The 21,890-nt window shown below is 75.0% G+C and carries 13 protein-coding genes; 8 read left to right on the plus strand and 5 right to left on the minus strand.

Annotated features, from left to right (window positions below; all coding sequences use genetic code 11):
• The first annotated feature begins 8 nt into the window (after positions 1 to 8).
• From AKI01S_RS31410 to AKI01S_RS52930, 4 genes are read left to right on the plus strand one after another with little or no spacing between them, the layout of a single operon-like run.
• Positions 9 to 1,037 (plus strand): 3-oxoacyl-ACP synthase III family protein, encoded by a 1,029-nt coding sequence (locus AKI01S_RS31410; RefSeq protein WP_157420277.1) that lies wholly within the window; start codon positions 9 to 11, stop codon positions 1,035 to 1,037.
• Entirely contained in the window at positions 1,034 to 2,920 is a 1,887-nt protein-coding gene (locus AKI01S_RS31415) for an HAD-IIIC family phosphatase (RefSeq protein ID WP_067825844.1), read from the plus strand. The genes AKI01S_RS31410 and AKI01S_RS31415 overlap by 4 nt, the downstream gene beginning before the upstream one ends.
• A complete protein-coding gene (locus tag AKI01S_RS31420) occupies positions 2,917 to 3,144 on the plus strand; it encodes an acyl carrier protein (protein ID WP_067825846.1) in 228 nt (75 codons plus the stop codon). The genes AKI01S_RS31415 and AKI01S_RS31420 overlap by 4 nt, the downstream gene beginning before the upstream one ends.
• A complete protein-coding gene (locus AKI01S_RS52930) occupies positions 3,141 to 4,994 on the plus strand; it encodes a 2-oxo acid dehydrogenase subunit E2 (RefSeq protein ID WP_084000429.1) in 1,854 nt (617 codons plus the stop codon). The genes AKI01S_RS31420 and AKI01S_RS52930 overlap by 4 nt, the downstream gene beginning before the upstream one ends.
• A 35-nt stretch (positions 4,995 to 5,029) precedes the next feature.
• Here AKI01S_RS52930 and AKI01S_RS31430 read toward each other — a convergent pair whose 3' ends face one another.
• Positions 5,030 to 5,629 carry a TetR/AcrR family transcriptional regulator gene (locus AKI01S_RS31430; protein WP_218009889.1) on the minus strand — a complete coding sequence of 200 codons (600 nt, stop codon included), beginning with the start codon at positions 5,627 to 5,629 and terminating at the stop codon, positions 5,030 to 5,032.
• 160 nt (positions 5,630 to 5,789) lie between these two features.
• On the opposite strand from AKI01S_RS31430, the gene AKI01S_RS31435 reads away from it, so the two are divergent.
• The 3 genes from AKI01S_RS31435 to AKI01S_RS31445 all read left to right on the plus strand — a co-directional run bounded on the left by AKI01S_RS31435 (position 5,790) and on the right by AKI01S_RS31445 (position 9,334).
• A complete protein-coding gene (locus tag AKI01S_RS31435) occupies positions 5,790 to 6,983 on the plus strand; it encodes a nucleotide disphospho-sugar-binding domain-containing protein (protein ID WP_067825851.1) in 1,194 nt (397 codons plus the stop codon).
• A gap of 40 nt (positions 6,984 to 7,023) precedes the next feature.
• Positions 7,024 to 8,277: a nucleotide disphospho-sugar-binding domain-containing protein gene (locus AKI01S_RS31440; protein WP_067825855.1), complete on the plus strand. Its 1,254-nt coding sequence runs from the start codon at positions 7,024 to 7,026 to the stop codon at positions 8,275 to 8,277.
• Positions 8,278 to 8,338: 61 nt separating this feature from the next.
• Positions 8,339 to 9,334: an NAD-dependent epimerase/dehydratase gene (locus tag AKI01S_RS31445; protein ID WP_067825857.1), complete on the plus strand. Its 996-nt coding sequence runs from the start codon at positions 8,339 to 8,341 to the stop codon at positions 9,332 to 9,334.
• A gap of 11 nt (positions 9,335 to 9,345) precedes the next feature.
• On the opposite strand, the gene AKI01S_RS31450 is transcribed toward AKI01S_RS31445, so the two are convergent.
• The 4 genes from AKI01S_RS31450 to AKI01S_RS31465 all read right to left on the minus strand — a co-directional run bounded on the left by AKI01S_RS31450 (position 9,346) and on the right by AKI01S_RS31465 (position 14,576).
• Entirely contained in the window at positions 9,346 to 10,551 is a 1,206-nt protein-coding gene (locus tag AKI01S_RS31450; protein ID WP_067825859.1) for a nucleotide disphospho-sugar-binding domain-containing protein, read from the minus strand.
• A 144-nt stretch (positions 10,552 to 10,695) separates the two neighbouring features.
• On the minus strand, positions 10,696 to 12,213 hold the full coding sequence (locus AKI01S_RS31455) for an FAD-binding oxidoreductase (RefSeq protein ID WP_157420279.1): 1,518 nt from the start codon (positions 12,211 to 12,213) through the stop codon (positions 10,696 to 10,698).
• Positions 12,214 to 12,324: 111 nt separating this feature from the next.
• Positions 12,325 to 13,095 carry a thioesterase II family protein gene (locus AKI01S_RS31460; protein ID WP_067825864.1) on the minus strand — a complete coding sequence of 257 codons (771 nt, stop codon included), beginning with the start codon at positions 13,093 to 13,095 and terminating at the stop codon, positions 12,325 to 12,327.
• 41 nt (positions 13,096 to 13,136) lie between these two features.
• On the minus strand, positions 13,137 to 14,576 hold the full coding sequence (locus AKI01S_RS31465) for an NDP-hexose 2,3-dehydratase family protein (RefSeq protein ID WP_067825866.1): 1,440 nt from the start codon (positions 14,574 to 14,576) through the stop codon (positions 13,137 to 13,139).
• Positions 14,577 to 14,789: 213 nt separating this feature from the next.
• Here AKI01S_RS31465 and AKI01S_RS31470 point away from each other — a divergent pair.
• Positions 14,790 to 21,890, plus strand: a 7,101-nt coding sequence (locus AKI01S_RS31470) for a type I polyketide synthase (protein ID WP_157420280.1), incomplete at its 3' end; no start/stop codon positions are given.

Here is a 21,890-nt window from a genome sequence, read left to right on the forward strand (position 1 = left end):
GGACGAGCATGGACGTGTACCTTCACTCGGCCGGCACGGTGCTGCCCGGCCCGCCCGTGGACATCCCGACCCTGGCCAAGAGGTTCGGCCTGCCCTCCGTGTGGGAGCAGTGGGTGGACTCCTTCATCGACACCCCGGTCCGGCACTACTCGGTCGACCTGGACTCCGGGGAGACCCGCTTCTCCCTGACCGACCTGGCCACGACCGCCGGGGAACGCGCGCTCGCGGCCGCCGGGACCGCCCCGGACCGGATCGACCTCATCGTGATGGGCACCTCCTCGCCCGACATGCTCATGCCCGCCACCGTCAACGTCGTCGCCGACCGGCTGGGCGTCGACGACGTGGCCACCTACCAGCTCCAGTCGGGCTGCGCGGGCGCGGTCCAGGCGCTGGACGTCGCGCGGCGGCTGCTGCGCTCCGGCGAGCACCGGACCGCGCTGGTGCTCGGCGCCGACTCGTGCGCCAGGCACCTCGACCTCACCGTGGACGTCAGCGCCCTGCCGCCGGGCGAGCAGGTCAACGGCGTGCTGTTCGGCGACGGCGCGGGAGCGGCGGTGCTCGGCACCAAGCCGGGCGACAACGGGATCGCGCTCCGCTGGACGCGCGTGCGCTGCGTCGGGCGCGGACGGGAACCCGGCCAGACCCTGAACTGGTTCGGCGCGGCCGACCGGCACGTCGACCGGCCCGCCGCCGTCGAGGACTACCAGGCGGTGCAGGAGGCGGTGCCGCCGCTGGCCGCCGCGACGCTCGACGAGGTCCTCGACGCGCTCGACTGGGACCGCGGAGAACTGGACTACGTGCTGCCCCCGCAGCTCTCGGGGCGGATGACCGACGCGATCCTCGCCCGGCTCGACGTCCCGGACGCCCGCGAGGTCAGCTGCGTCCGGGAGACCGGCAACACCGGCAACGCGCTGCCGTTCTTCCAGCTCGAACGGCTGCTGCCCCACATGATCACCGGGGATCGGGCGGTCGGCGTGGCGATCGAGTCGAGCAAGTGGATCAAGGCGGGTTACGCGCTGGAGAAGGTGGGCCCATGACCGGCGGCGCCGTCCCGGCCGACGACGTCACGCTGGCCGGCCTGCACCGGTCGGGGCGCCTCGCGGCGTCCTACCCGCGGGTGCCCGGCCTGCTGGCCGACCTCCCCGACGACGAGCTGACCCGCGCCGGGCACCTGCTCGCCCGGCTCGACCCCGACGAGGTGCTGCGCCACCACCCGTCCACCCCGGTGCTCACGGTGGCGGTGACCGGGCACAGCACGCTCGGCCCCCTGGTCCCCCCGCTCACCGCCGAGCTGGCCCGGCACGGCATGCTCGCGCGGCCGCGCCTGTCCGACTTCGACGGCTACGTCTTCGACCTCGGCGACCCCGGCAGCGCGCTGTACGCGGCGGGCCCCGACCTCGTGCTGTGCGTGCTGGACCCCGACATCGTGTTCGACGAGGTCCCGGTGCCCTGGACGGTCGCGGACGTCGAACGGACCCTGGACGCCAAGGTCGCGCTCGTGCGCGGCCTGGCGGCCGCCTGCCACCGCCGGACCGACGCCACGCTGGTGCTCAACACCCTCCCGCTGCCCCGCCGGTTCACCGCCCAGCTCGTCGACCACCGGTCCCGCGCCCGGCTCGGCGCGGCCTGGCGCGCGGCCAACGCGCGGCTGCTGACCCTCGGCGAGGAGTTCCCGTCGGTCGTCACCCTGGACCTGGACCCGCTGCTCGCCGAGGGGATCGCCGCCGAGGACCCCCGGCTGGGCCGCTACGCCGGGATGGGGCTGTCGCCCGCGCTGCTGGCCCGGTACGCCCGCGAGATCGGCCACCTCGCCCGACACCTGACCGGCCGCGGCAAGAAGGCGCTGGTCTGCGACCTGGACGGCACGCTGTGGGGCGGGGTGCTCGGCGACGACGGGCCGGACGGCGTCGAGGTGGGCGAGGGCCCGCGCGGCGCGGCGTTCACCGCGTTCCAGAAGGTGGTCCGGCAGCTCGGGTCCCAGGGCGTCCTGCTGGCCGTGGTGAGCAAGAACGACCCCGGCCCGGTGGACGAGGCGCTGCGCGAGCACCCCCGGATGACCCTGCGGCCCGCCGACCTGGTCCGGGTGGCGGCGAGCTGGCGGCCCAAGCCCGACGGCATCGCCGAGCTGGCCAGGGACCTCAACCTCGGAGCGGACTCCTTCGTCTTCGTCGACGACAGCGCCTACGAGTGCGGGCTCGTCCGGCACGCGCTGCCCGAGGTGACGGTCGTCCGGCTCGACGAGGAGCCCGCCCTGCACGTCGACCGGCTGCTGCGCGACGGCTGGTTCGACACCCGGGAGCTGAACGCCGAGGACCGCGCCCGCCCCGCCCGCTACCGGGAGGAGCTCGGCCGCCAGAGCTTCCTCGACTCGTTCGACTCGATCGCCGACTACCTGAGCGAACTGGGGGTGTGGGTCCGGCTCGCGCCGGTCACCGAGGCGGAGATCCCCCGCGCCGCACAGCTCACCCTGCGCACCAACCAGTTCCACACGGCCGTCCGGCGGCTACAGCCGGCGCAGGTGTCCGCGCTCGCCGCCGGGCCCGGCACGCGCGTGCTCGGCATCAGCTCCGGGGACCGCTTCGGCGACAACGGCATGGTCGGGCTGATCGTCACGCGGGCGGAGGGCGGCGTCCTGCGCATCGACAACTTCGTCCTGAGCTGCCGGGTGTTCTCCCGCGGCATCGAGACCGCGTGCCTGGCCGCCGTCCTCGCGGACGCCAGGGCCACCGGGGCGGGCGCCGTCGAGGCCGTCTACCGGCCGGGTCCCCGGAACGCCGGGGTGCGGGACCTGTATCCCGACCACGGCTTCGTCCCGGCCGGCGAGGAGGACGGCGCCCTCCTGTTCCGGCACGACCTGGCCGACGTCGCCGCGCCGCCCCCGCACATCCGCTTCGTCGAGTCCCTGGAGGAGACCCATTGACGACCATCGACGACTTCCTGCTCCTGGTCCGCGACGAGATCGGCCTGACGGTCGGGCCCGAGCACGCCGAACTGCCGCTGGACCAGGTCCCGGGCTGGGACTCGATGCACCTGCTGTCCCTGCTGTCGGCGCTGGAGCGCACGACCGGACGGCCGGTGTCGCTGCCGGACGTGCTGGAGGCCCGGAACCTGCACCAGATCCACGAGGTGGTGACGCGGGCATGACGATCCGGCCGGTCGCCCGGGAACGGCGGCCCACCCTGTACTTCCTCCGGGAGATCCGGGCGGTCGCGCCGGTCCACCTCGACACCGAGGTGGACATGACCCGGATCAGGGAGCACCGGACGGCCGCGCGCGAGGCGGGCCGCCACTACTCCTGGGTGAGCTACGTGCTGCACGCGGCGAGCCGCGCCCTCGCGGCCCACCCGGAGGCCAACGCCGCGTTCGGCGGGCGGTTCCGCCCGAGGGTCGCCCGGTTCCCCTCGGTCCACGGCAAGTTCACGATGGACCACACCGTGAACGGGCGGCGCGTGGTGCTGTCGGCCGTCATCCCCCACCTCCAGGTGGCCGGGCTGGACGAGATCCAGCGGCAGGTCGACCACTACACGCGCGGCGACGCCGAGCGGATGCCGGAGTTCGCCGGGGCCCGGCTGATCCGCCGGCTGCCCCGGCCGGTCGGCGCCGCCGCCTACCGGTCCCGGATCCGCCCGCTCCGCACCCGCGCCACCGCGATCGGGACCTTCACGGTCACCTCGCTGTCCCACAGCGCGGTCGACGGGTTCCACTCCACCGGCGGCACCACCGTCACCCTCGGCCTCGGCCGCGTCGCCGACCGCCCCGTGGTGCGGGACGGCGCGGTGACGGCCGCGCCCGTCATGCGGCTGAACCTCACCTTCGACCACCGTGTGATCGACGGCGCCGAGGCGGCCGACCTGCTCACCGACATCAGAACGGCCCTGGAGGACTTCCGGGAGGACACCGCCGCCGGGGACACCGGCACCAACGACGTCGGCGAGCTCAAGCGGTTCGTGCTGGCCCACACCCGGGGGCAGAACGTCCCCCACCACGAGGAGGTGCTGGCCCGTGTCCGCACCGACGCCGACGGCGACGGGTCGTGGACGGCCGAATGGTCCCGGTCCGCGCGGGCCCTGGAACGCCACGGGCGGCTGCTGGACGCCTGTCGCCACCACTCGATGGCCCGGTTCCCGTTCGTGGACGGCCCCGCCCGGCGCAGGGCGCTGGAGGAGACCGTCCGGACGTTCGACCAGTGGCGCCGCGCGGACGGGGACATCGAGCGGCTGGAGGTCGACCTGCCCGCCGGGCGCGTCGCCGCCTGGGCGACCGGGCTGTCCGACGGCGTGCGGCGGCCGGTGATGCTCGTCAGCGGCGGCATCGTGACCGTCAAGGAGCAGTGGGCTCCCACCCTGGCCGCCATCCGCCGCCTCGGCATGGCCGGGATCGTCACCGAGATGCCCGGCGTGGGCGAGAACACCCTGCCGTACGACGAGCAGAGCTGGACGATGCTGTCCCGCCTGCTCGACCACGTCGCCGACCGGGCCGACGTGGCGAACTCCCACGCGCTCGCCCTGAGCTTCAGCGGCCACCTGGCGATGCGCTGCGCGCTGGAGGACGGCCGGATCCGGTCGGTGCTCACGGCCGGGGCCCCCGTCCACGACTTCTTCACCGACCGGGACTGGCAGGCCGCCCTGCCGAGGCTCACCGTGGACACCCTGGCGCACCTCGTGGGCGAGAAACCCGAGGACGCGCTCGACCGGCTGCGGGGGTGGGCGCTGCGCCCCGAGCAGCTCCGCGCGCTCGACGTTCCGGTCCGCTACGTCGCCTGCGAGCGCGACGAGATCATTCCGGGGTCGGACGTCGCCCTGCTCCGCGAGCACGTCCGCGACATCGAGATCCTCACCCACGACGACGTGCACGGCGCCCCCGCCCACGCCGCCGAGACGCAGCTCTGGCTGATCCGGTCGCTGCTCCGGCTCCGCGGCGGGAAGGCCCCCACGGCCATCACCATCGGCCTGCTGTACCGGCTGGCCCGGCTGCGCGCCGCCGCACCGGGGTGACGCGCCCGGCCGCGGCCTGGTCAGCCGCGGCCTGGTCAGCGGGGCGGTTCGGGAAGCCCGGCGGCGACCTTCTCCAGCGCGGCGCGGATGGCGTCGGACAGCGGGGCGTCCTGCCCCGAGTCGATCCAGAACTCGATCGCCACCCGGACCGCGCCGACCACGGCCGCGGCCATCAGCCGCGGGTAGACGTCGGTGGTCACGTCCACGCCGAGACGCTCGGCGACGCCCGCCGCCAGCGCCGCCTCCCGCGCGGCGTGCACCTTGAGGTACTCGCCGCCCAGCGGCGAGGCCGCGACGGCGAACCGCACCTTGCTGACCAGGTCGCGGTCGAGCGCGTCCCCGGCCATGAACGCGTCCAGGGTGGCGTTGACGACCGCCTCCCACAGCGGCTCGTCGTCCGGCCGTTCCCGCAGGTACTCCCGGATCGCCGCCGACCGGTCGAGGTCGGCCGCGTACAGCGCCTCGTTCTTGCTGCGGAAGTAGTTGCCGAACGAGCGCGTGGACATCCCCGCCCTGGCCGCAATGTCCTCGACCCGGACGTTCTCCCATCCGCGCTCGACCGCCAGGCCGAGCGCGGCCTGGCTCACCGTGCGGCGGACGGCCGCGATCTTGCTTTCCCGAACCGTGGGCGACACGGTCCCAGCATCCCACCGATTTGCCGATCCTGCACATTCCCGCATCGTCCGCAGCCGCCAACGGAGTCGGCAACCACGGCGAGCAGGGCGCCTTAGTCACCTTTTAGGAGGGCGGAGTGGACTGGGGGAGATTCCCGCCCGCCGTCCGCAGAGGTAGGCCATGCGCATCCTGTTCACCCCGCTCCCTTACCCGACCCACCTCTTCCAGCAATGTCCGCTGATCTGGGCCGCCCGCGTCGAGGGGCACGACGTGCGGGTGGCCTCGCAGCCGATCCTCACCCCGACGACCGTCGGTCTCGGGCTGCCCGCGGTGGAGGTCGGCGGCGGCTACGACTTCCTGAACGCCGTGGCGACGCTCCGCACCGGCAACCGGTTCCAGCCCGGCGACCTGGAGGCGCTGTCCCCCGAGGAGCGGGACCGGCTCCGGGACGAGCGGTTCGTCCCCGTGATCGAGCTGGCCGCCAGGATGGCGCCGGACCTGCTGGCGTTCGCCGGGCGCTGGCGCCCGGACCTGATCGTCACCGACCCGATCGTGCTCGCCGCCCCCCTGGTCGCCGCGGCCCTGGACATCCCGATCGTCCGCAAGATCTGGGGGCCCGACATCCTGTCCGGCCACCCGCTGCAGGGGCAGCCCTTCGACGGCACCGAACGCGACACCTGGCCCGCCGGGCTGGTCGAGCTGTTCGACCGGCACGGGGTGGAGGTCCGCAACGACTACGTCCGCCACACCGTCGACCCGTGGCCGTCCAGCCTCAAGCAGATCGGCGCGCCCGGCCGCCTGCCGGAGCGGTTCATCCCCTACAACGGCGCGGGCGCCGTCCCCGAGTGGGTCCTCGAACCCCCCGAGCGTCCCCGCGTGTGCGTCACCTGCGGCACCACCAACAGCGTGTTTGGCAGCGACCCCGACCTGCTGCCGCGCACCGTCGGCGCGCTCGCCCCGCTCGACGTCGAGGTGGTGGTCGCGGTCAACGGCACCGACCGGGCGAAGGTCGGCCCGCTGCCCGGCAACGCGCGGATCGCCGAGAGCCTGCCGCTCAACCTGCTGCTGCCGAGCTGCGCGGCGATCGTCAACCAGGGCGGGGCCGGTTCGGTGCTGACGGCGGCCAGCCTCGGGATCCCCCAGGTGCTCATCCCGGAGACGGGCGAGACGCCGATGATCTCGCACACCTACGCCGACGGCGGCGCCGCCGTCGTCCTGGCGCCCACGGCCGGCGCCGACGCCATCGCCTCCGCCGTGACCGCCGCCGCCACCGACGAGGCGATGCGGGAGGCGGCCCGCAGGATGCGCGCCGAGATCGCCGCGATGCCCGCGCCCGCCGAGGTCGTCCGCACCCTCCAGGAACTGACCGCCTGACGGGCCACCGGGCCGTCGTCCTCCCACCGAAGGAGCTCCGTTGCGCGTCCTGTTCACCCCCGTCGCCGCCACGACCACGCCCCTGTTCCACATGGTGCCGCTGGCCTGGGCCTGCCGAGCGGCAGGACACGAGGTGCGCTTCGCCACGCCACCGGAGCTCACCGGGGAGATCGTCGCCGTCGGGATGCCCGCGGTCGAGGTCGGCCACGGCTACAAGATCATGGATGGTGTGCTGCGGTCGCGTGGCGGCCGGCGCGTGATCGAGGCGCCCGCCGACCGGTGGACCGACAGCGGCCTGGTGGGCTCCGCCGACGAGCCCGCCACGGCGCCCCCGGCCGACGAGCACGCCGACCTGCGGAACGCGGCCATGGTCCCGCTGGTCGAGGCCGCCACCAGGATGGCGCCGGACCTGCTGCGGTACACCGAGCACTGGCGGCCGGACCTGGTGGTCACCGACTCGATGGTGTTCGCGGCCCCGCTGGTCTCGGCGCTGCGGGGCGTTCCGCTGGTCCGGCAGACCTGGGGCCCCGACGTGATGCGCATGATCAGCCAGCCGTTGCAGGGCCGGGCCGCCGACGGCGACGTGCGCGCCCAGTGGCCCCGCGGGCTCCCCGAGCTGTACGACCACTACGGGGTGGAGGTCCGCAACGACTACCCGCTCCGCACCGTCGACCCCTGGCCCACCAGCCTCCAGTTCCCCGACCTGAGCGGGCGGCTGCCCATGCGGTTCGTCCCGTACAACGGCACGGCGACCGTCCCCGAATGGACGCTCGACCGTCCCGGACGGCCCCGGATCTGCGTCACGTGGGGCACCTCGACCGCCGCGCTCGGCGGTGACGAGGCGTTCGTGCTGCCCAGGGTCGTCGCCGCGCTCGCCGACCTCGACGTGGAGGTCGTCCTCGCCGTCAGCCACGACGACCTGGCGAAGCTCGGCCCGCCGCCGGGCAACGCGCGCGTCGCCGCGAACGTCCCCCTGCACCTGTTCGTGGAGACCTGCGACGCCATCGTCCACCAGGGCGGCAGCAGCTCGCTGCTGACCGCGGCCTGCCACGGCCTGCCCCAGGTCATGATCCCCCAGACGGCCGACAACCCGTTCAACGCGGCCAACTTCGCCGCCAGCGGCGCGAGCGTCACGCTCGACGCGGCCGAGGCGGGGACCGAGGAGATCGGGGCCGCCGTCACCCGGGTGCTCACCGAGCACACCTACCGGGCGGCGGCCGAGAAGGTCCACGCCGAGATCGCCGCGATGCCCTCGCCCGCCGAGATCGTCCGCGCCCTCGAAGCCCTGGTCTGAGCACCGGGGCCGGACACCCGGACCAGTGTCAGCGCCGCCCGTTCGACCGGAGGACCAGACCATGAGGCTCGCAGCGACCCCGGACGACCGTCCCCTGATCACGGTGCTGGGCGCGTCGGGCTTCGTCGGCTCGGCCGTCACCGCGGCCCTGGCCCGCAGGCGCTGCCGCGTCCGGGCGGTGGCCAGGCGGCCGGGCGCGCCGGTCCGGCCGGGGGCCGCCGAGATGGAGTGGTGCGCCGCGGACCTGACCGACACCGCGCAGCTCGCCCGTGCCCTCGCGGGCTCGGACGCCGTGCTCCACCTGCTCCTCAACGACGGCGGATGGCGGGCCGCCGAGAACGACCCCGGCAGCGAGCGCCTCAACGTCGGGGTGATGCGCGCCCTGCTGGAGGAGCTCGCGGCCCGCGACGGCCGGCGGCCGCCCGCCCTCGTCGTGTACGCGGGCGCGGCCTCGCAGATCGGAGTGCCGCCCGACGGGCCGATCGACGGCAGCGAACCCGACGCTCCCCTGGCCCGCTATGACCGGCAGAAGCTCGCCGCGGAACGGCTCCTGAAAGAGGCGAGCGCGGCCGGGGTGGTCAGGGGGATCAGCCTGCGGCTGGCCACCGTCTTCGGTCCCGGTCGGGGGCCGCGGGCCCGCGACCGCGGCATCGTCACCACCATGGCGCGGCGGGCGCTCGCCGGGGAGCCGCTGACCATGTGGCACGACGGCTCGGTGCGCCGCGACCTGATCTACGTCAACGACGTCGCGCGCTCCTTCCTGGCGGCGCTCGACCATCCCGACCCGCTGGCCGGCCGGCACTGGCTGGTCGGCACCGGGAGCGGCCAGCCGCTCGGCCGCGTCTTCTCGATGATCGCCGAGTCCGTCGCCGCCCACACCGGCCGTCCGCCGGTGCCGGTCGTCACGGTGACGCCCCCGGGCGACGCCCCGCACACGGACTTCAAGAGCCTGACGCTCGATCCCTCCCGGTTCCGGGAGGCCACCGGGTGGGAGGCCACCGTGGCGCTGCCCGAGGCGCTGGACCGCACCGTCGCGGGCCTGGCCGCGAACCCCTGACGGGAGCCGTTTCAGACCAGCCGCTCCAGCGCGGACGCCACCTCGGCCGGGGACGGCGTGCCCGCGATCTCGTCGTGGAGCTTGCGCACCGCCGCCCGCACCGCCTCGTCGGTCAGCGCGCGCGTGACCGCCGCGCCGACGGCCTCGGCCGTGACCTCCCGGGCGTCCAGCGGGACGGCGACGCCCGCCGCGCCGAAGGCGGACGCGTGGAACGGGGAGTCCGCCGTCTTCGGGACGAGCACCTGCGGGACGCCGTGGCAGGCCGCCGTCAGCAGTGTGCTGGACCCGGCCTGGTTGACGATCGCGTCGCAGGTCGGCATCAGCAGGTGCAGCGGCAGGTTCTCGGCGACCCGCGCGTTCCCCGGCAGCGTCCCGAGCCGTTCCCGCTCGGACGGCGCGACGGCCAGGACGGCCTCCACGTCGAGGTCGGCGAGCGCCGCGACGACCCGCGGCAGCGCCTCGCCCTCGGCCGTGCCCGCCGCCGTCCGGCCCCAGGTGACGCAGACCCGGGGCCGTCCGGGGCGGTCGAGCACCCAGTCCGGCGCGGCCGCGGTGCCGTTGTAGGGGACGAACCGCATCGGAACGCGGCCGGGCGTACCGGGCAGTTGCAGGCTGGTCGGCCAGGGGTCCACCGTCCGCGCCGGGTGGTCGTCGCGGACCTCCGCCCCGTGCTCGCCGAACAGCTCGGCCAGACCTTCCGGCCACCGCTCGCCCGTGTCCTCCGTGGTCCCCCGCATGGGGTGGCTGACCCGGTGCAGGACGTCCGGTCCCCACACGCAGCGCACGAGCGGGACGTCCAGCCGGGTCGAGACCAGCGGGGCGGCGAACACGAACGGGTCGGTGACCACGAGGTCGGGCCGCCAGCGCTCGGCGAACCGGAGCAGGTCGGGGGCCATCGCCCGGGCCGCCGACACCCAGGGGGCGAACACCCGGTCACGGAGCGCGCGCCGCTCCTCGGGCGACGACGCCTCGTCGCCCCACCCGCCGTCGGGCCGGATCATGCCGCTGGCGGCGGTCTGCCGGGCGCCGGGCGACCCGGCCGGGTCGCCCGCGCCGCCGACCTCCACGGCGGGCAGTCCCGCGCCGAGGACCGCCCGGGTGAGGCCGGGCTGCGCGGCGATCCGCACCTCGTGTCCGGCGGCCCGGAACGCCCAGGCCAGGGGGGCCGCCATGAACAGGTGCGTCGACGCGGCGGGCAGGGTGAACAGAACGCGCATGGGTCGCCTCTCGGGTCGCGTGGGCCTCGGATCGGTTCGTGACCGGGATCGGTGCATGACCAGGTCTTCCAGCACGGGCACACCTTCTGCCCCCCAGCCAAGGACATCCCGCTAAACGCGCCCTGAAACGCCCCGCGGGACCCGTCAGCCGATGCTCTGCGCGAACTCGAAGAACCCGTGCGGGTCGTAGGCGCGCTTCACCGAGACCAGGCGCGGATAGTTCTCGGCGTAGTAGGACCGCCGCCAGTCCGTCAGCGCGGGATCGATGTAGTTCTGGTAGGTCTCGTGCGAGGAGTACCGGTCGGTGACGCCGAAGACACGGTCGACCCAGGCGCGCGCCGCCGCCCGTTCCTCCTCGCGGTCCATCACGGGCGGCAGCGCCGCCGCCAGGTCCACCGAGAAGCGGGCGCTCCGGTGGACGTACGCGGTCGCGGTGCGCGGAACGTCGTTGGCGGCCCCGCCGAGCGCGAAGAAGTGCACCATCCTGATGTGCCCGGCGCGCCGGTCGGCGTCGAAGGCGGCGAGGATCTCCGCCAGCCCGGATTCGGGGACGTCCCGGTCGAACAGCCGCGAACGCTCGATGCTGAAGCCGCCCCGCGGCAGGGTGGCGTCCGGGTTCTGGCCGACCCGGTGGCACTGGGCGACGGTCTTCTCCGAGCACTTGAACCAGGCCATCATGCCCGCGGTGAAGCCGAGGTCCTGCACGTCCCGGGCCTGCGGCGCGCGGCCGATCTCGGAGACGAGGGCGTCCAGGTGACCGGCGAGGTCCTCGGGGGAGCCGAGGAAGGTCCCGTCGGTCATCAGCAGCGGCGCCGCGCCGGGGGCGGCGTTGAAGAGCCCGAGCAGGCATCGGGCGCTCATCTCCCGGGGCGCGCTGGGCAGCCACCGCTGCCAGCCCGCCACGACGTCCTGCACGTGGTCGCCGGTCCAGGCCAGGGTGTAGTTGACCATCCGGGGGGCCACGCTGTTGCGCCGTTCGTACCGGGTGACGACGCCGAAGTTCCCGCCGCCACCGCCGCGCAGCGCCCAGAACAGGTCGGGCCGGACCTGTTCCGAGCAGGTCACCACGCTGCCGTCGGCCAGCACGACCTGCAACGACCGCACCGAGTCGCTGCCGAGGCCGAGCGCCCGGGTCTGCCATCCGATGCCGCCGCCCTGCAGGTACCCGCCCATGGCCACCGTCGGGCAGATCCCGCCCGCGAGCGCCACCCCGGCGGCGCCGGTGGCGTTGACGACGTCCACCAGCTGGGCGCCCGGCCCCATCACCGTGGTCTTCTCGCCGACCCGGACGCCGTTCAGCCTCGACACGTCGATGACCAGGCCCGTGGTCGTGGAGTAGCCGCCGTAGCTGTGCCCGCCGCTGCGGGCGACGGCCGGGACGTCGTTGTGCTGCGCGAACGACAGGCACGCCCGGACGTCGTCCACCGTGGCGCAGTAGGCGACCCCCGCCGGGCGGACGCCGTCGAAGGTCGTCCGGTGCAGTTGCCGGGCGAGGTCGTAGTCGGCGTCGGACGGCAGCACCAGGCGGCCGGACAGGCTCCGGCGGAGCCGTTCCCAGTCGGTCCGCGCCGCCAGGGCGCTCCCGCCGGTCCCGAGGACGCCGAGGCCGGCCGCGGTCAGCGCGGCCGCGCCGCCTTTCAACAGGGTTCTACGCGTGGGCACGGGTCGGTCTCCTTCACTCACCGCGTTCTCGATCTCCGCAGATCGTTGGCAGTATGGAAAGAGCCGCTAAACCCGTTCTTGGACGCGGTGCCCGCGCGGCCTCCGCGGAGGTCAGCGGATCGGCGAGTCCACGCTCAGCTGCCCGGCGACCAGGTCCACGATGGCCCGGCGGTGGTCGGCCAGGAAGAAATGCCCGCCCGGGTAGACGTGCATCTCGAACCCGCCGGTCGTGTGCCGCTCCCAGGCGCGCACGTCGTCGAGCGCCACCCTGGTGTCCTCGGCGCCCGCCAGCGCCGTGACCGGGCAGCCCAGGCGCGCGTCCCCGGTGAGCCGGTAGGTCTCGGCCGCCTTGTAGTCGGCGCGGATCGCGGGCAGCGCCGAACGCATGATCTCCTCGTCGCCCAGGACGCGCGCGTCGGTGCCGTCCAGCCGGGCCAGCTCCGCCAGCAGCCGGTCGTCGTCGAACAGGTGGACCAGCTCGCCGGCCGGCCGGGAGGGCGCCCGGCGCCCGGAGGCGAACAGCCGCGCGACGGCGCCGTCCGCGGTGCCCTCGATCCGCCGCGCCACCTCGAACCCGAGCGTGGCCCCCATGCTGTGCCCGAACAGCGCCACCGGCCGGTCCAGGTACGGCCCGAGCGCGGCGAAGACCGCGTCGGCCAGCCTCCCGAGATCGTCGACGCACGGTTCCAGGCGCCGGTCCTGGCGGCCCGGATACTGCACGGCCAGCACGTCCACGCTCGCACCGAGCGCGCGGGCGAACGGGTGGAAGTAGGACGCCGAGCCGCCCGCGTGCGGAAGGCACACCAGCCGGACCGGCGCCCCCTCGGCGTCCGGGACGAACCGCCTGAACCAGAGGCCGCCCGGTTCCGTGGACACCGCCATCGATTCTCCTCTTTCCGTTTTTCCGGACAACGGTCCCGCGCTCACCAGAGAGAACTCAGGCAGGCGAGAAGACTGCGCGTCTGAACGTTGAGATAATTGGTGTGCCGTTGCAGCGACAGGATTTGCCGGACGGTCATCCAGCGGAAATCCGGATGCGGTTCCACCGCCTCCGCGTCGTCGCACTCGACCACCATGTAGCGGCATTCGGCGTGGTGGAACCGGCCGCCCTCCTCCGACAGGACCACGTCGTAGCGGACGTCGCCGGTCGCGCCGAGCACGCGGTCGAGGAAGCGCGGGCGCCTCTCGGGCGGCGCGTCGGCGTAGTTGGCCGGATCGCACTGGAGGGTGGGGCCGAGCTCGACGACGTCCAGGAACCCCGGCTCGACCGAGGCCCGCATCAGCACCTGGAGCACGCCGTCGACCCGCCTGGTCAGGAAGGCGACCACCCCGGTGCCGCAGGGGGCCAGCAGCGGCTGGGACCACGCCTTGACCTCGCGGTGGCCGCTCTCCACCGAGACGCCGATGACCCGGAAGTACCGGCCGTCCCGGTGCGCGATGTCGTCCCGCGACACCCGCCAGTCCTCCAGCGCCGACAGCGGGACCCGCTCGACGCTCTGCCCGGTCTCGGTCCGCACGTCGTTGAGCCAGCTCAGGATCTCGACGTCGGTGTGCGGGCCGTCCGCCTCCCCCGCCTGGACCGACCGCCGCAGGTCGGCCGCGAACCCCGGGCCGGACGGCTCGTCCGGCCAGCCGGACGCCGCGACCGGCAGGCAGGCCAGCACCGTCCGGGAGTCCATGTTGATCAGGTTCGGCACGGTCAGCAGCCGCCGGATCTGCCCGAGGGTCAGCCAGCAGAAGCTGTCCAGGACCGGCACCGGGCCGGTCGTCTCGACGACCATGTTGCGGTTGCGCTTGCCCAGGAACCAGGTGCCCTGCTCGGACTGGAGCACATCGGTGATCACCCGGCCCCGGCCCGGCCGCAGGAAGTGCTCCAGGTACGGGGTGGCGGCGCCGCCGTGCACCTTGGTGTAGTTGCTCTTGGTGGCCTGCACCGTCGGGGAGAGCTGCAACCGCCGCCGGTTGCCCGGCTCGATCTTGGCCTGCATCAGGAAGTGCAGGACGCCGTCGAACTCCTTCGCCAGCAGGCCGAGGATGCCGACCTCGGGCTGGTCGATGAGCGGCTGCCCCCAGGAACGCGGATCCCGCCCGGTCCGGGTCACCCGCACCCCGTCGACGCTGAAGAACCTCCCGCTCTCGTGCACCAGCGAGCCGTCGCCCTCGGTGAAGCGCCAGCCGCGCAGCTCGGTGAGCGGCACCCGCTCGACCAGCATCCGGTTGGTCCGCTCGCACTCGGCGAGCCAGGCGGCGAACCGTTCGTCGGTGGTCGCCACGCCCTCGGTCGCCAGGGCCGACCGCAGGACGCGGGCCCCGTCCGGAAGGGTCTGCGGCCGAGGCCCGGACCGGCCGAGGATGGCGCTCATGACTCACCCCTTGCGTGCGCGGATCACTGATTCCAGCCGGGCACATCCTGTCGCCGCGATTTAAAATGCGGCTAAAAGCCGCAGCCCGCGTCGGGGTTTTAGAACCGGCCAAGTCCGCCGTTAGCGCCGGGTGCGACCCTTTCCGTTTGTGTCCCGTGCCCTGGGCACGGGCGTCCGGAATTCGCATTGAGGCACGCACAGTGGGGAGGCCCGATGACCCCCGGCCCCGCCGAGCTCGAACCGACGGCCAACGAGGAGCGGCTGCGCGACTATCTGAAGCGGACGACGGCCAGCCTCCGGCAGGTCCGCCGGCGTCTCCAGGAGGCCGAGGACCGGGAGCACGAGCCGATCGCCGTGGTGTCGATGGCCTGCCGGTTCCCCGGCGGGGTCGCCTCGCCGGAGGACCTGTGGGACCTGCTGGTGGCCGAGAAGGACACCGTCGGGGACGTCCCCGCCGAACGCGGCTGGAACATCGACGACATCTACGACCCCGACCCCGACGCGGTGGGCAGGACCTACACCCGCGAGGGCTCCTTCCTCGCCGACGCCGACCGGTTCGACGCCGGGTTCTTCGGGATCAGCCCGCGCGAGGCGCTGTCGATGGACCCCCAGCAGCGGCAGATCCTCGAGGTCGCGTGGGAGGCGTTCGAACGGGCGGGACTGCCGCCCTCGACCCTGCGCGGCACCCGCACCGGGGTGTTCGTCGGCAGCGTCGGCCAGACCTACAACATGAGCCTGCTGCCCACGCGGGAACAGGTCGAGGGCTACATCCTGACCGGCACCCAGGCCAGCATCATGTCCGGCCGCATCGCCTACTCCTACGGGCTGGAGGGCCCGACGATCACGGTGGACACCGCCTGCTCCTCGTCGATGGTGGCGATCCACCTGGCGGCCAGGGCGCTGCGTAACCGCGAGTGCGAACGGGCGCTGGCGGGCGGCGTCACCATCATGGCCACCTCCGCGTGGTTCACCGAGTTCAGCCGGCAGCGGGGACTGGCGCCCGACGGGCGGAGCAAGCCGTTCGCGGCGGCCGCGGACGGCATCGGCTGGGGCGAGGGCGTCGGGCTGCTGCTGCTGCGGCGGCTGTCGGACGCGCAGCGCGACGGCGACCGGATCCTGGCCGTGCTGCGCGGGTCGGCGGTCAACTCCGACGGCACCAGCAACGGCCTGACCGCGCCCAACGGCCCCTCCCAGCAGCGGGTCATCGAGCAGGCGCTGGCCGACGCCCGGCTGACCGCCGACGACGTCGACGCGGTGGAGGCGCACGGCACCGGCACCACCCTCGGCGACCCGATCGAGGCGCACGCGCTGCTGGCCACCTACGGGCGGGACCGGCCCGCGGACCGGCCGCTGTGGCTCGGCTCGGTGAAGTCCAACCTCAACCATCCGCAGGGCGCCGCCGGGGTGGCGGGCGTCATCAAGATGGTGCTGGCCCTCCGCCACGGCCTGCTCCCCAGAACGCTGCACGTCGACGAGCCGACCCCGCACGTCAACTGGGACCTGGGGAACGTGCGCCTGCTCACCTCCGCGCGGCCCTGGCCCGAGACCGGGCGGCCGCGCCGCGCGGCCGTGTCGTCGTTCGGCGTCGGCGGCACCAACGCGCACGTCGTCCTGGAGGCCGCGCCGCCGCGCCCGGAGACGCCGCCGCGCCCGGCGGACCCCGCGCCGCCGGTGGTCTCGGCGGGCCCGCCGCCGTGGCTGGTCTCCGCCCGGACCGAGCCGGCCCTGCGCGGCCAGGCGCGGCGGCTGCTGGACTTCGCCGCGGCGCACCCCGACGTCGAGCCCGCCGACATCGCCCACGCGCTGGTCCACGAACGCGACCACCACGAGCACCGCGCGGCCGTCGTCGCCGACACGCGCGAGGACCTCCTGGCGGGCCTGCGCGCGCTGGCGGAGGGCGAGGCGGCGGCGAACGTCGTCCGGGGACGGGGTTCCTCGGCCCGGACCGTGTTCGTGTTCCCGGGCCAGGGCTCCCAGTGGGAACGGATGGCCGTCGACCTGCTGGAGACCTCCGCCGTCTTCCGCGACCACCTGCACGCCTGCGCCGACGCGCTCGCGCCGCACACCGGCTGGTCGCTGGTCGACGTGCTGCGCGGCGCGCCGGACGCCCCGTCGCTGGACCGGGTGGACGTGGTGCAGCCCGCGCTGTTCGCGATGATGGTGTCCCTGGCCCGGGTGTGGCAGGCCGCCGGGATCCGGCCGGACGCGGTGGTCGGCCACTCCCAGGGGGAGATCGCGGCCGCGCACGTCGCCGGGGCGCTCACGCTCGACGACGCCGCCCGGATCGTCGCCCTGCGCAGCCGGGCCCTGCTCGACCTGGCCGGCAGCGGCGGCATGGCCTCGGTGCCGCTGCCCCCGGCCGAGGTCGAGGCGCTGCTGGACCGCCCGGACCGGCGGAACCTCGGCGTCGCCGCCGTCAACTCCCCCGGCTCCACCGTCGTCGCGGGCGCGGCCGGGGAGCTGCGCGAGCTCGTCGACTCCTGCCAGGCGGACGGCGTTCCGGCCCGGCTGATCCCGGTCGACTACGCCTCGCACACCCCGCACGTGGAGCCCGTCCGGGACCGGATCGCGCGGGACCTCGCCGGGATCGTCCCGCGCCCGGCCGACGTCCCGTTCTACTCGACCGTCACCGCCGGGCCGATCGACACCGGCGGCCTCGACGGCGACTACTGGTACACCAACCTGCGCCACCGGGTCAGGTTCGAGGAGACCACCCGCGCCCTGCTCGCCGATGGCCACACCCTGTTCATCGAGGTGAGCCCGCATCCGGTCCTCACCGTCCCGATCCAGGAGACCGTCGAGGACGACGGCGGCGCGGCGGTGGCGGTCGGCACGCTCCGCCGCGACCGGGGCGACCGGACCCGGCTGCTCACCGCCCTGGCCGAGGCGCACGTCAACGGCGCGTCACCGGACTGGTCGCGGACCGTGCCGGACCGCGAGGCGGTCCCCGTCGACCTGCCGACCTACGCGTTCGCCGGGGAACGGTACTGGCCCGACACCACGGAGCGGGCCGGGGACGTCCGGTCGGCCGGGCTGGGCCCGGCCGACCACCCGCTGCTGGCCGCCGAGACGATGCTCGCCGACGGCACCGGCCACCTGTTCTCCGGGCGGCTCTCCCTGGGCACCCACGGCTGGCTCGCCGACCACACCGTGCACGGCTCGGTGATCGTCCCGGCCACCGCCTTCGCCGAGCTGGCCCTGCACGCCGCGCACCGCGCCGGCTGCGCCCGGCTGGAGGAGCTGACGCTGCGGACGCCGCTGACCCTGCCGGACGGGGACGCGGTGCGGATCCAGGTGATCGTCGGCGTGCCGGGGCCGGACGGTGAGCGCCCCGTCGGCATCCACTCCCGGCCGGAGGACGCCGACGAGGCCCCGTGGGTGACGCACGCGACCGGCGTCCTGAGCCCGCGCGCCCCGGCCCCGCCGGAGCCCGGCGGGGCCTGGCCGCCCGAGGGGGCGACGCGGCTGGACACGGCCGAGGTCTACCCGCGGCTCGGCGGCATCGGACTGGACTACGGGCCCGCCTTCCGGGGGCTGCGCGCCGCCTGGCGGCACGGCGACGACCTCTACGCCGAGGTCGAGCTGCCCGACGACGTCGACACCGGGGGCTTCGCGCTGCACCCGGCGCTGTTCGACGCCGCGCTGCACGTGACCGCGCTGGCCGGGGACGGCCACGACGGCCGGACCCGGCTGCCGTTCGCCTGGAGCGGCGTGTCCGTGCACGCCGTCGGCGCCACCGCCGTCCGGGTACGGCTCGCCCTGACCGGGCCGGACACCGTCGGCCTGACGCTGTTCGACACGGGCGGCGCCCCGGTGGCGACGGTCGACGCGCTCACCGTCCGCCCGCTCACCGCCCGGCAGGCCGGCCGGGCCTCCGCGGTCCGGCGCGACACGCTCTACCGTCTCTCCTGGCGGCCGGTCACCGCCGACGGCCCGGCCGGGGAGCCGGGAGACTGGGCCGTTCTCGGGGCCGCCCCCGAAGGGCTCGGGGACGGCGTCCGGCGCGTCACCGACCTGGAGTCACTGCCCGCCGAGGTCCCGGCCACGGTCGTGACCTTCGTCGGCTCCGGCGACACCGGCGGGACCCCGGTCGAGGACGCCCACGCGACGACGCACCGCGTGCACGGGCTCGTCCGGCGCTGGCTCGCCGACGAACGGTTCGAGAACAGCAGGCTCGTCGTGGTGACCGAACGGGCCGTCGCCGTCCGCGCCGGGGAACACGTCACCGGGCTGGCCGCCGCACCGGCGTGGGGGTTCCTGCGGGTCGCCCAGTCGGAGCACCCGGACCGGTTCGGCCTCGTGGACCTCGACGGCCGCGACGGCTCCCTCCGGCGGCTGCGGGAGGCCCTCGCCACCGACGAGCCGCAGCTCGCGCTGCGGGACGGCGAGATGTTCGCGGCGCGGCTGGTCCACGCCGACACCGAGACGCCGCTGGCACCGCCGGACACCCCGGCGTGGCGGCTGGCGAGCACCGGTCCGGGCAGCATCGAGAACCTCGTCCTGGAGCCCTGCGCCGCCCACGACCGGCCGCTGGAGGGCGGCGAGGTCCGGGTCGCGGTACGCGCCGGCGGGGCCAACTTCCGCGACGTGCTCCTCGCGCTCGGCCTGTACCCCGGCGAGGCCCACATCGGCAGCGAGGCCGCCGGGGTCGTCGTCGAGACCGGGGCGGACGTCACCGACCTCGCGCCCGGCGACGCCGTCATGGGCCTGTTCCCCGAGGGGGCCGTCGGGCCGGTCGCGGTGGCCGACCGGCGGGCGCTGACCCGGGTGCCGCCCGGCTGGACGTTCGTCCAGGCGGCCGCCGCGCCGGTCGCGTTCCTCACCGCCTACTACGCCCTGCGCGACCTGGGCGGGCTCCGGGCGGGCCAGCGGCTGCTGGTGCACGCCGCGACCGGCGGCGTCGGCATGGCCGCCGTCCAGCTCGCGCGGCACTGGGGCGCGGAGGTCTACGCCACCGCCAGCACCCCCAAGTGGGGGACGCTGCGCGCGATGGGCTTCGACGACGACCACATCGCGGACTCGCGGACCCTCGCGTTCGAGGACGAGTTCCGCGCCGCCACCGGCGGCGAGGGGATGGACGTGGTCCTGGACTCCCTCGCCGGTGAGTTCGTGGACGCGTCGCTGCGGCTGCTGCCCCGGGGCGGGCGCTTCCTGGAGATGGGCAAGACCGACGTCCGCGACGCCGACGAGGTCGCGCGGCGGCATCCCGGCGTCGCCTACCGCGCGTTCGAGACGGTCGAGGCCGGACCCGACCACGTCGGGCGGATGCTGGCGGAACTGGACGCGCTGTTCGCCGAGGGCGCGCTGCGCCCCCTGCCCGTGACGGCCTTCGACGTCCGGCACGCGCCCCAGGCGTTCCGGCTCATGAGCCAGGCCCGCCACACCGGCAAGCTCGTCCTCACCCTCCCCCGGCCGCTCGCGGCCGACGGCACGGTGCTGGTCACCGGCGGCACCGGCACGCTCGGCGCGGCCGTCGCCCGGCACCTGGTCGTCGAGCACGGCGTCGGGCACCTGCTGCTGGCCAGCCGGAGCGGACCGGACGCCGCCGGGGCGGCCGAACTCCGGGCCGAGCTGGCCGGGCTCGGCGCCACGGTCACCGTCCGGGCGTGCGACACCTCCGACCGCGACGACCTGCGCCGGCTGCTCGACGCGATCCCGCCGGAACACCCCCTCACCGCCGTCGTCCATTCGGCGGGCGTGACCGACGACGCCGCCGTCGGCGTGCTGGAGGCCGAGCAGCTCGACCCCGTGCTGCGGCCCAAGATCGACGCGGCATGGCACCTCCACGAGCTGACCCAGGACCACGACCTCAGCGCGTTCGTGCTGTTCTCCTCCCTCGCCGGGACCCTCGGCAACCCCGGGCAGGCCAACTACGCGGCGGGCAACACCTTCCTGGACGCGCTGGCCGCGCACCGCCGCGCCCGGGGTCTTCCGGCGGTCTCGCTCGCCTGGGGACTCTGGCGGCGGGCCAGCGGCATCACCGCCGAGCTGTTCGAGGAGAAACGCCACGCCGTCGCGCACGACGTGCTCACCACCCTGTCCGACGCCGAGGCGCTCGCGCTCTTCGACATCGGCCTCGACGACGGGCGGCCCGACCTCGTGCCCGCCGGGCTCGACCTCGCCGCGATCCGCGCGGCGGCCGAGGAGCGGCCCGCGCCGGCCGTGCTGCGCGGCTTCCTGCGCGCCCCCCGGCGGCGGGCGGGCGGCCGGACGGGCGGGCAGGGCGCGCTCCAGCGGGAGCTGGCCGGTCGCTCCGAGGCCGAGCGGTTCGACTTCCTGCTGGATCTGGTGCGCGGCGACATCGGCGTCGTGCTGGGCCATCCCGCGCCGGAGACGATCGATCCCCGGCGGCCCCTCCAGGAGATCGGCTTCGACTCGCTCACCGCCGTCGAGCTGCGCAACCGGCTCAACGCCGCGACCGGGCTGCGGCTCCCGGCGACCCTGGTCTTCGACCACCCCAACGCCGCCGCGCTCGCCGAACACCTGCGCGAACGGCTCAGCGGCCAGGTCCGCGCCGCACCCGTCCGCCCGGCGGCGGCCGGGGCCGGGGGCGACGACCCGATCGTGATCGTCGCGATGGCGTGCCGGTTCCCCGGCGGCGTGCGGTCCCCGGAGGACCTGTGGGACGTCGCCGACCTCGGCCGGGAGACGGTGTCGGGGTTCCCCGACGACCGGGGCTGGGACCTGGACGCCCTGTTCGATCCCGACCCCGACCGTCCCGGCACCTCCTACGTCGACCGGGGCGGGTTCCTCGACGAGGCGGGGCACTTCGACGCCGAGTTCTTCGGGATGAGCCCCCGGGAGGCGCTGGGCACCGACCCGCAGCAGCGCGTCCTGCTCGAAACCGCCTGGGAGGCCCTCGAACGGGCCGGGATCCCGCCCGCGTCGCTCCGCGACAGCCGCACCGGCGTCTTCGTCGGCATGACCGCCTACGGCTATCCCGGCGGGGCGGCGCGCACCTCGGAGGCGGTGGAGGGGTACCTGCTGACCGGCGCGGCGAGCAGCGTCGCGTCCGGCCGCATCGCCTACGTCCTCGGCCTGGAGGGACCCGCCGTCACGGTCGACACCGCCTGCTCCTCCTCCCTGGTCTCCCTGCACCTGGCCGCCCAGGCACTGCGCAACGGCGACTGCGACCTCGCGCTGGCGGGCGGGGTGACCGTGATGCCCTCGCCGAGCGTCTTCGTCGGGTTCAGTCGCCAGCGCGGGCTGGCGCCGGACGGGCGGTGCAAACCGTTCGACGCCGCCGCCGACGGCACGGTGTTCTCCGAGGGCGTCGGGTTGCTGCTGGTGGAGCGGATGTCGGACGCCCGCCGC

Origin of the sequence: Actinomadura kijaniata NBRC 14229 (assembly GCF_001552175.1) — a bacterium.
Lineage (GTDB): Bacteria > Actinomycetota > Actinomycetes > Streptosporangiales > Streptosporangiaceae > Spirillospora > Spirillospora kijaniata.

Bases quoted from the DNA above. Each gene is read 5' to 3' on its own strand.
- AKI01S_RS31445 (WP_067825857.1), top strand. From the start codon at position 8,339: ATGAGGCTCGCAGCGACCCCGGACGACCGTCCCCTGATCACGGTGCTG.
- AKI01S_RS31460 (WP_067825864.1), bottom strand. From the start codon at position 13,095: ATGGCGGTGTCCACGGAACCGGGCGGCCTCTGGTTCAGGCGGTTCGTC.
- AKI01S_RS31465 (WP_067825866.1), bottom strand. From the start codon at position 14,576: ATGAGCGCCATCCTCGGCCGGTCCGGGCCTCGGCCGCAGACCCTTCCG.
- AKI01S_RS31410 (WP_157420277.1), top strand. From the start codon at position 9: ATGGACGTGTACCTTCACTCGGCCGGCACGGTGCTGCCCGGCCCGCCC.
- AKI01S_RS31435 (WP_067825851.1), top strand. From the start codon at position 5,790: ATGCGCATCCTGTTCACCCCGCTCCCTTACCCGACCCACCTCTTCCAG.
- AKI01S_RS31415 (WP_067825844.1), top strand. From the start codon at position 1,034: ATGACCGGCGGCGCCGTCCCGGCCGACGACGTCACGCTGGCCGGCCTG.
- AKI01S_RS52930 (WP_084000429.1), top strand. From the start codon at position 3,141: ATGACGATCCGGCCGGTCGCCCGGGAACGGCGGCCCACCCTGTACTTC.
- AKI01S_RS31450 (WP_067825859.1), bottom strand. From the start codon at position 10,551: ATGCGCGTTCTGTTCACCCTGCCCGCCGCGTCGACGCACCTGTTCATG.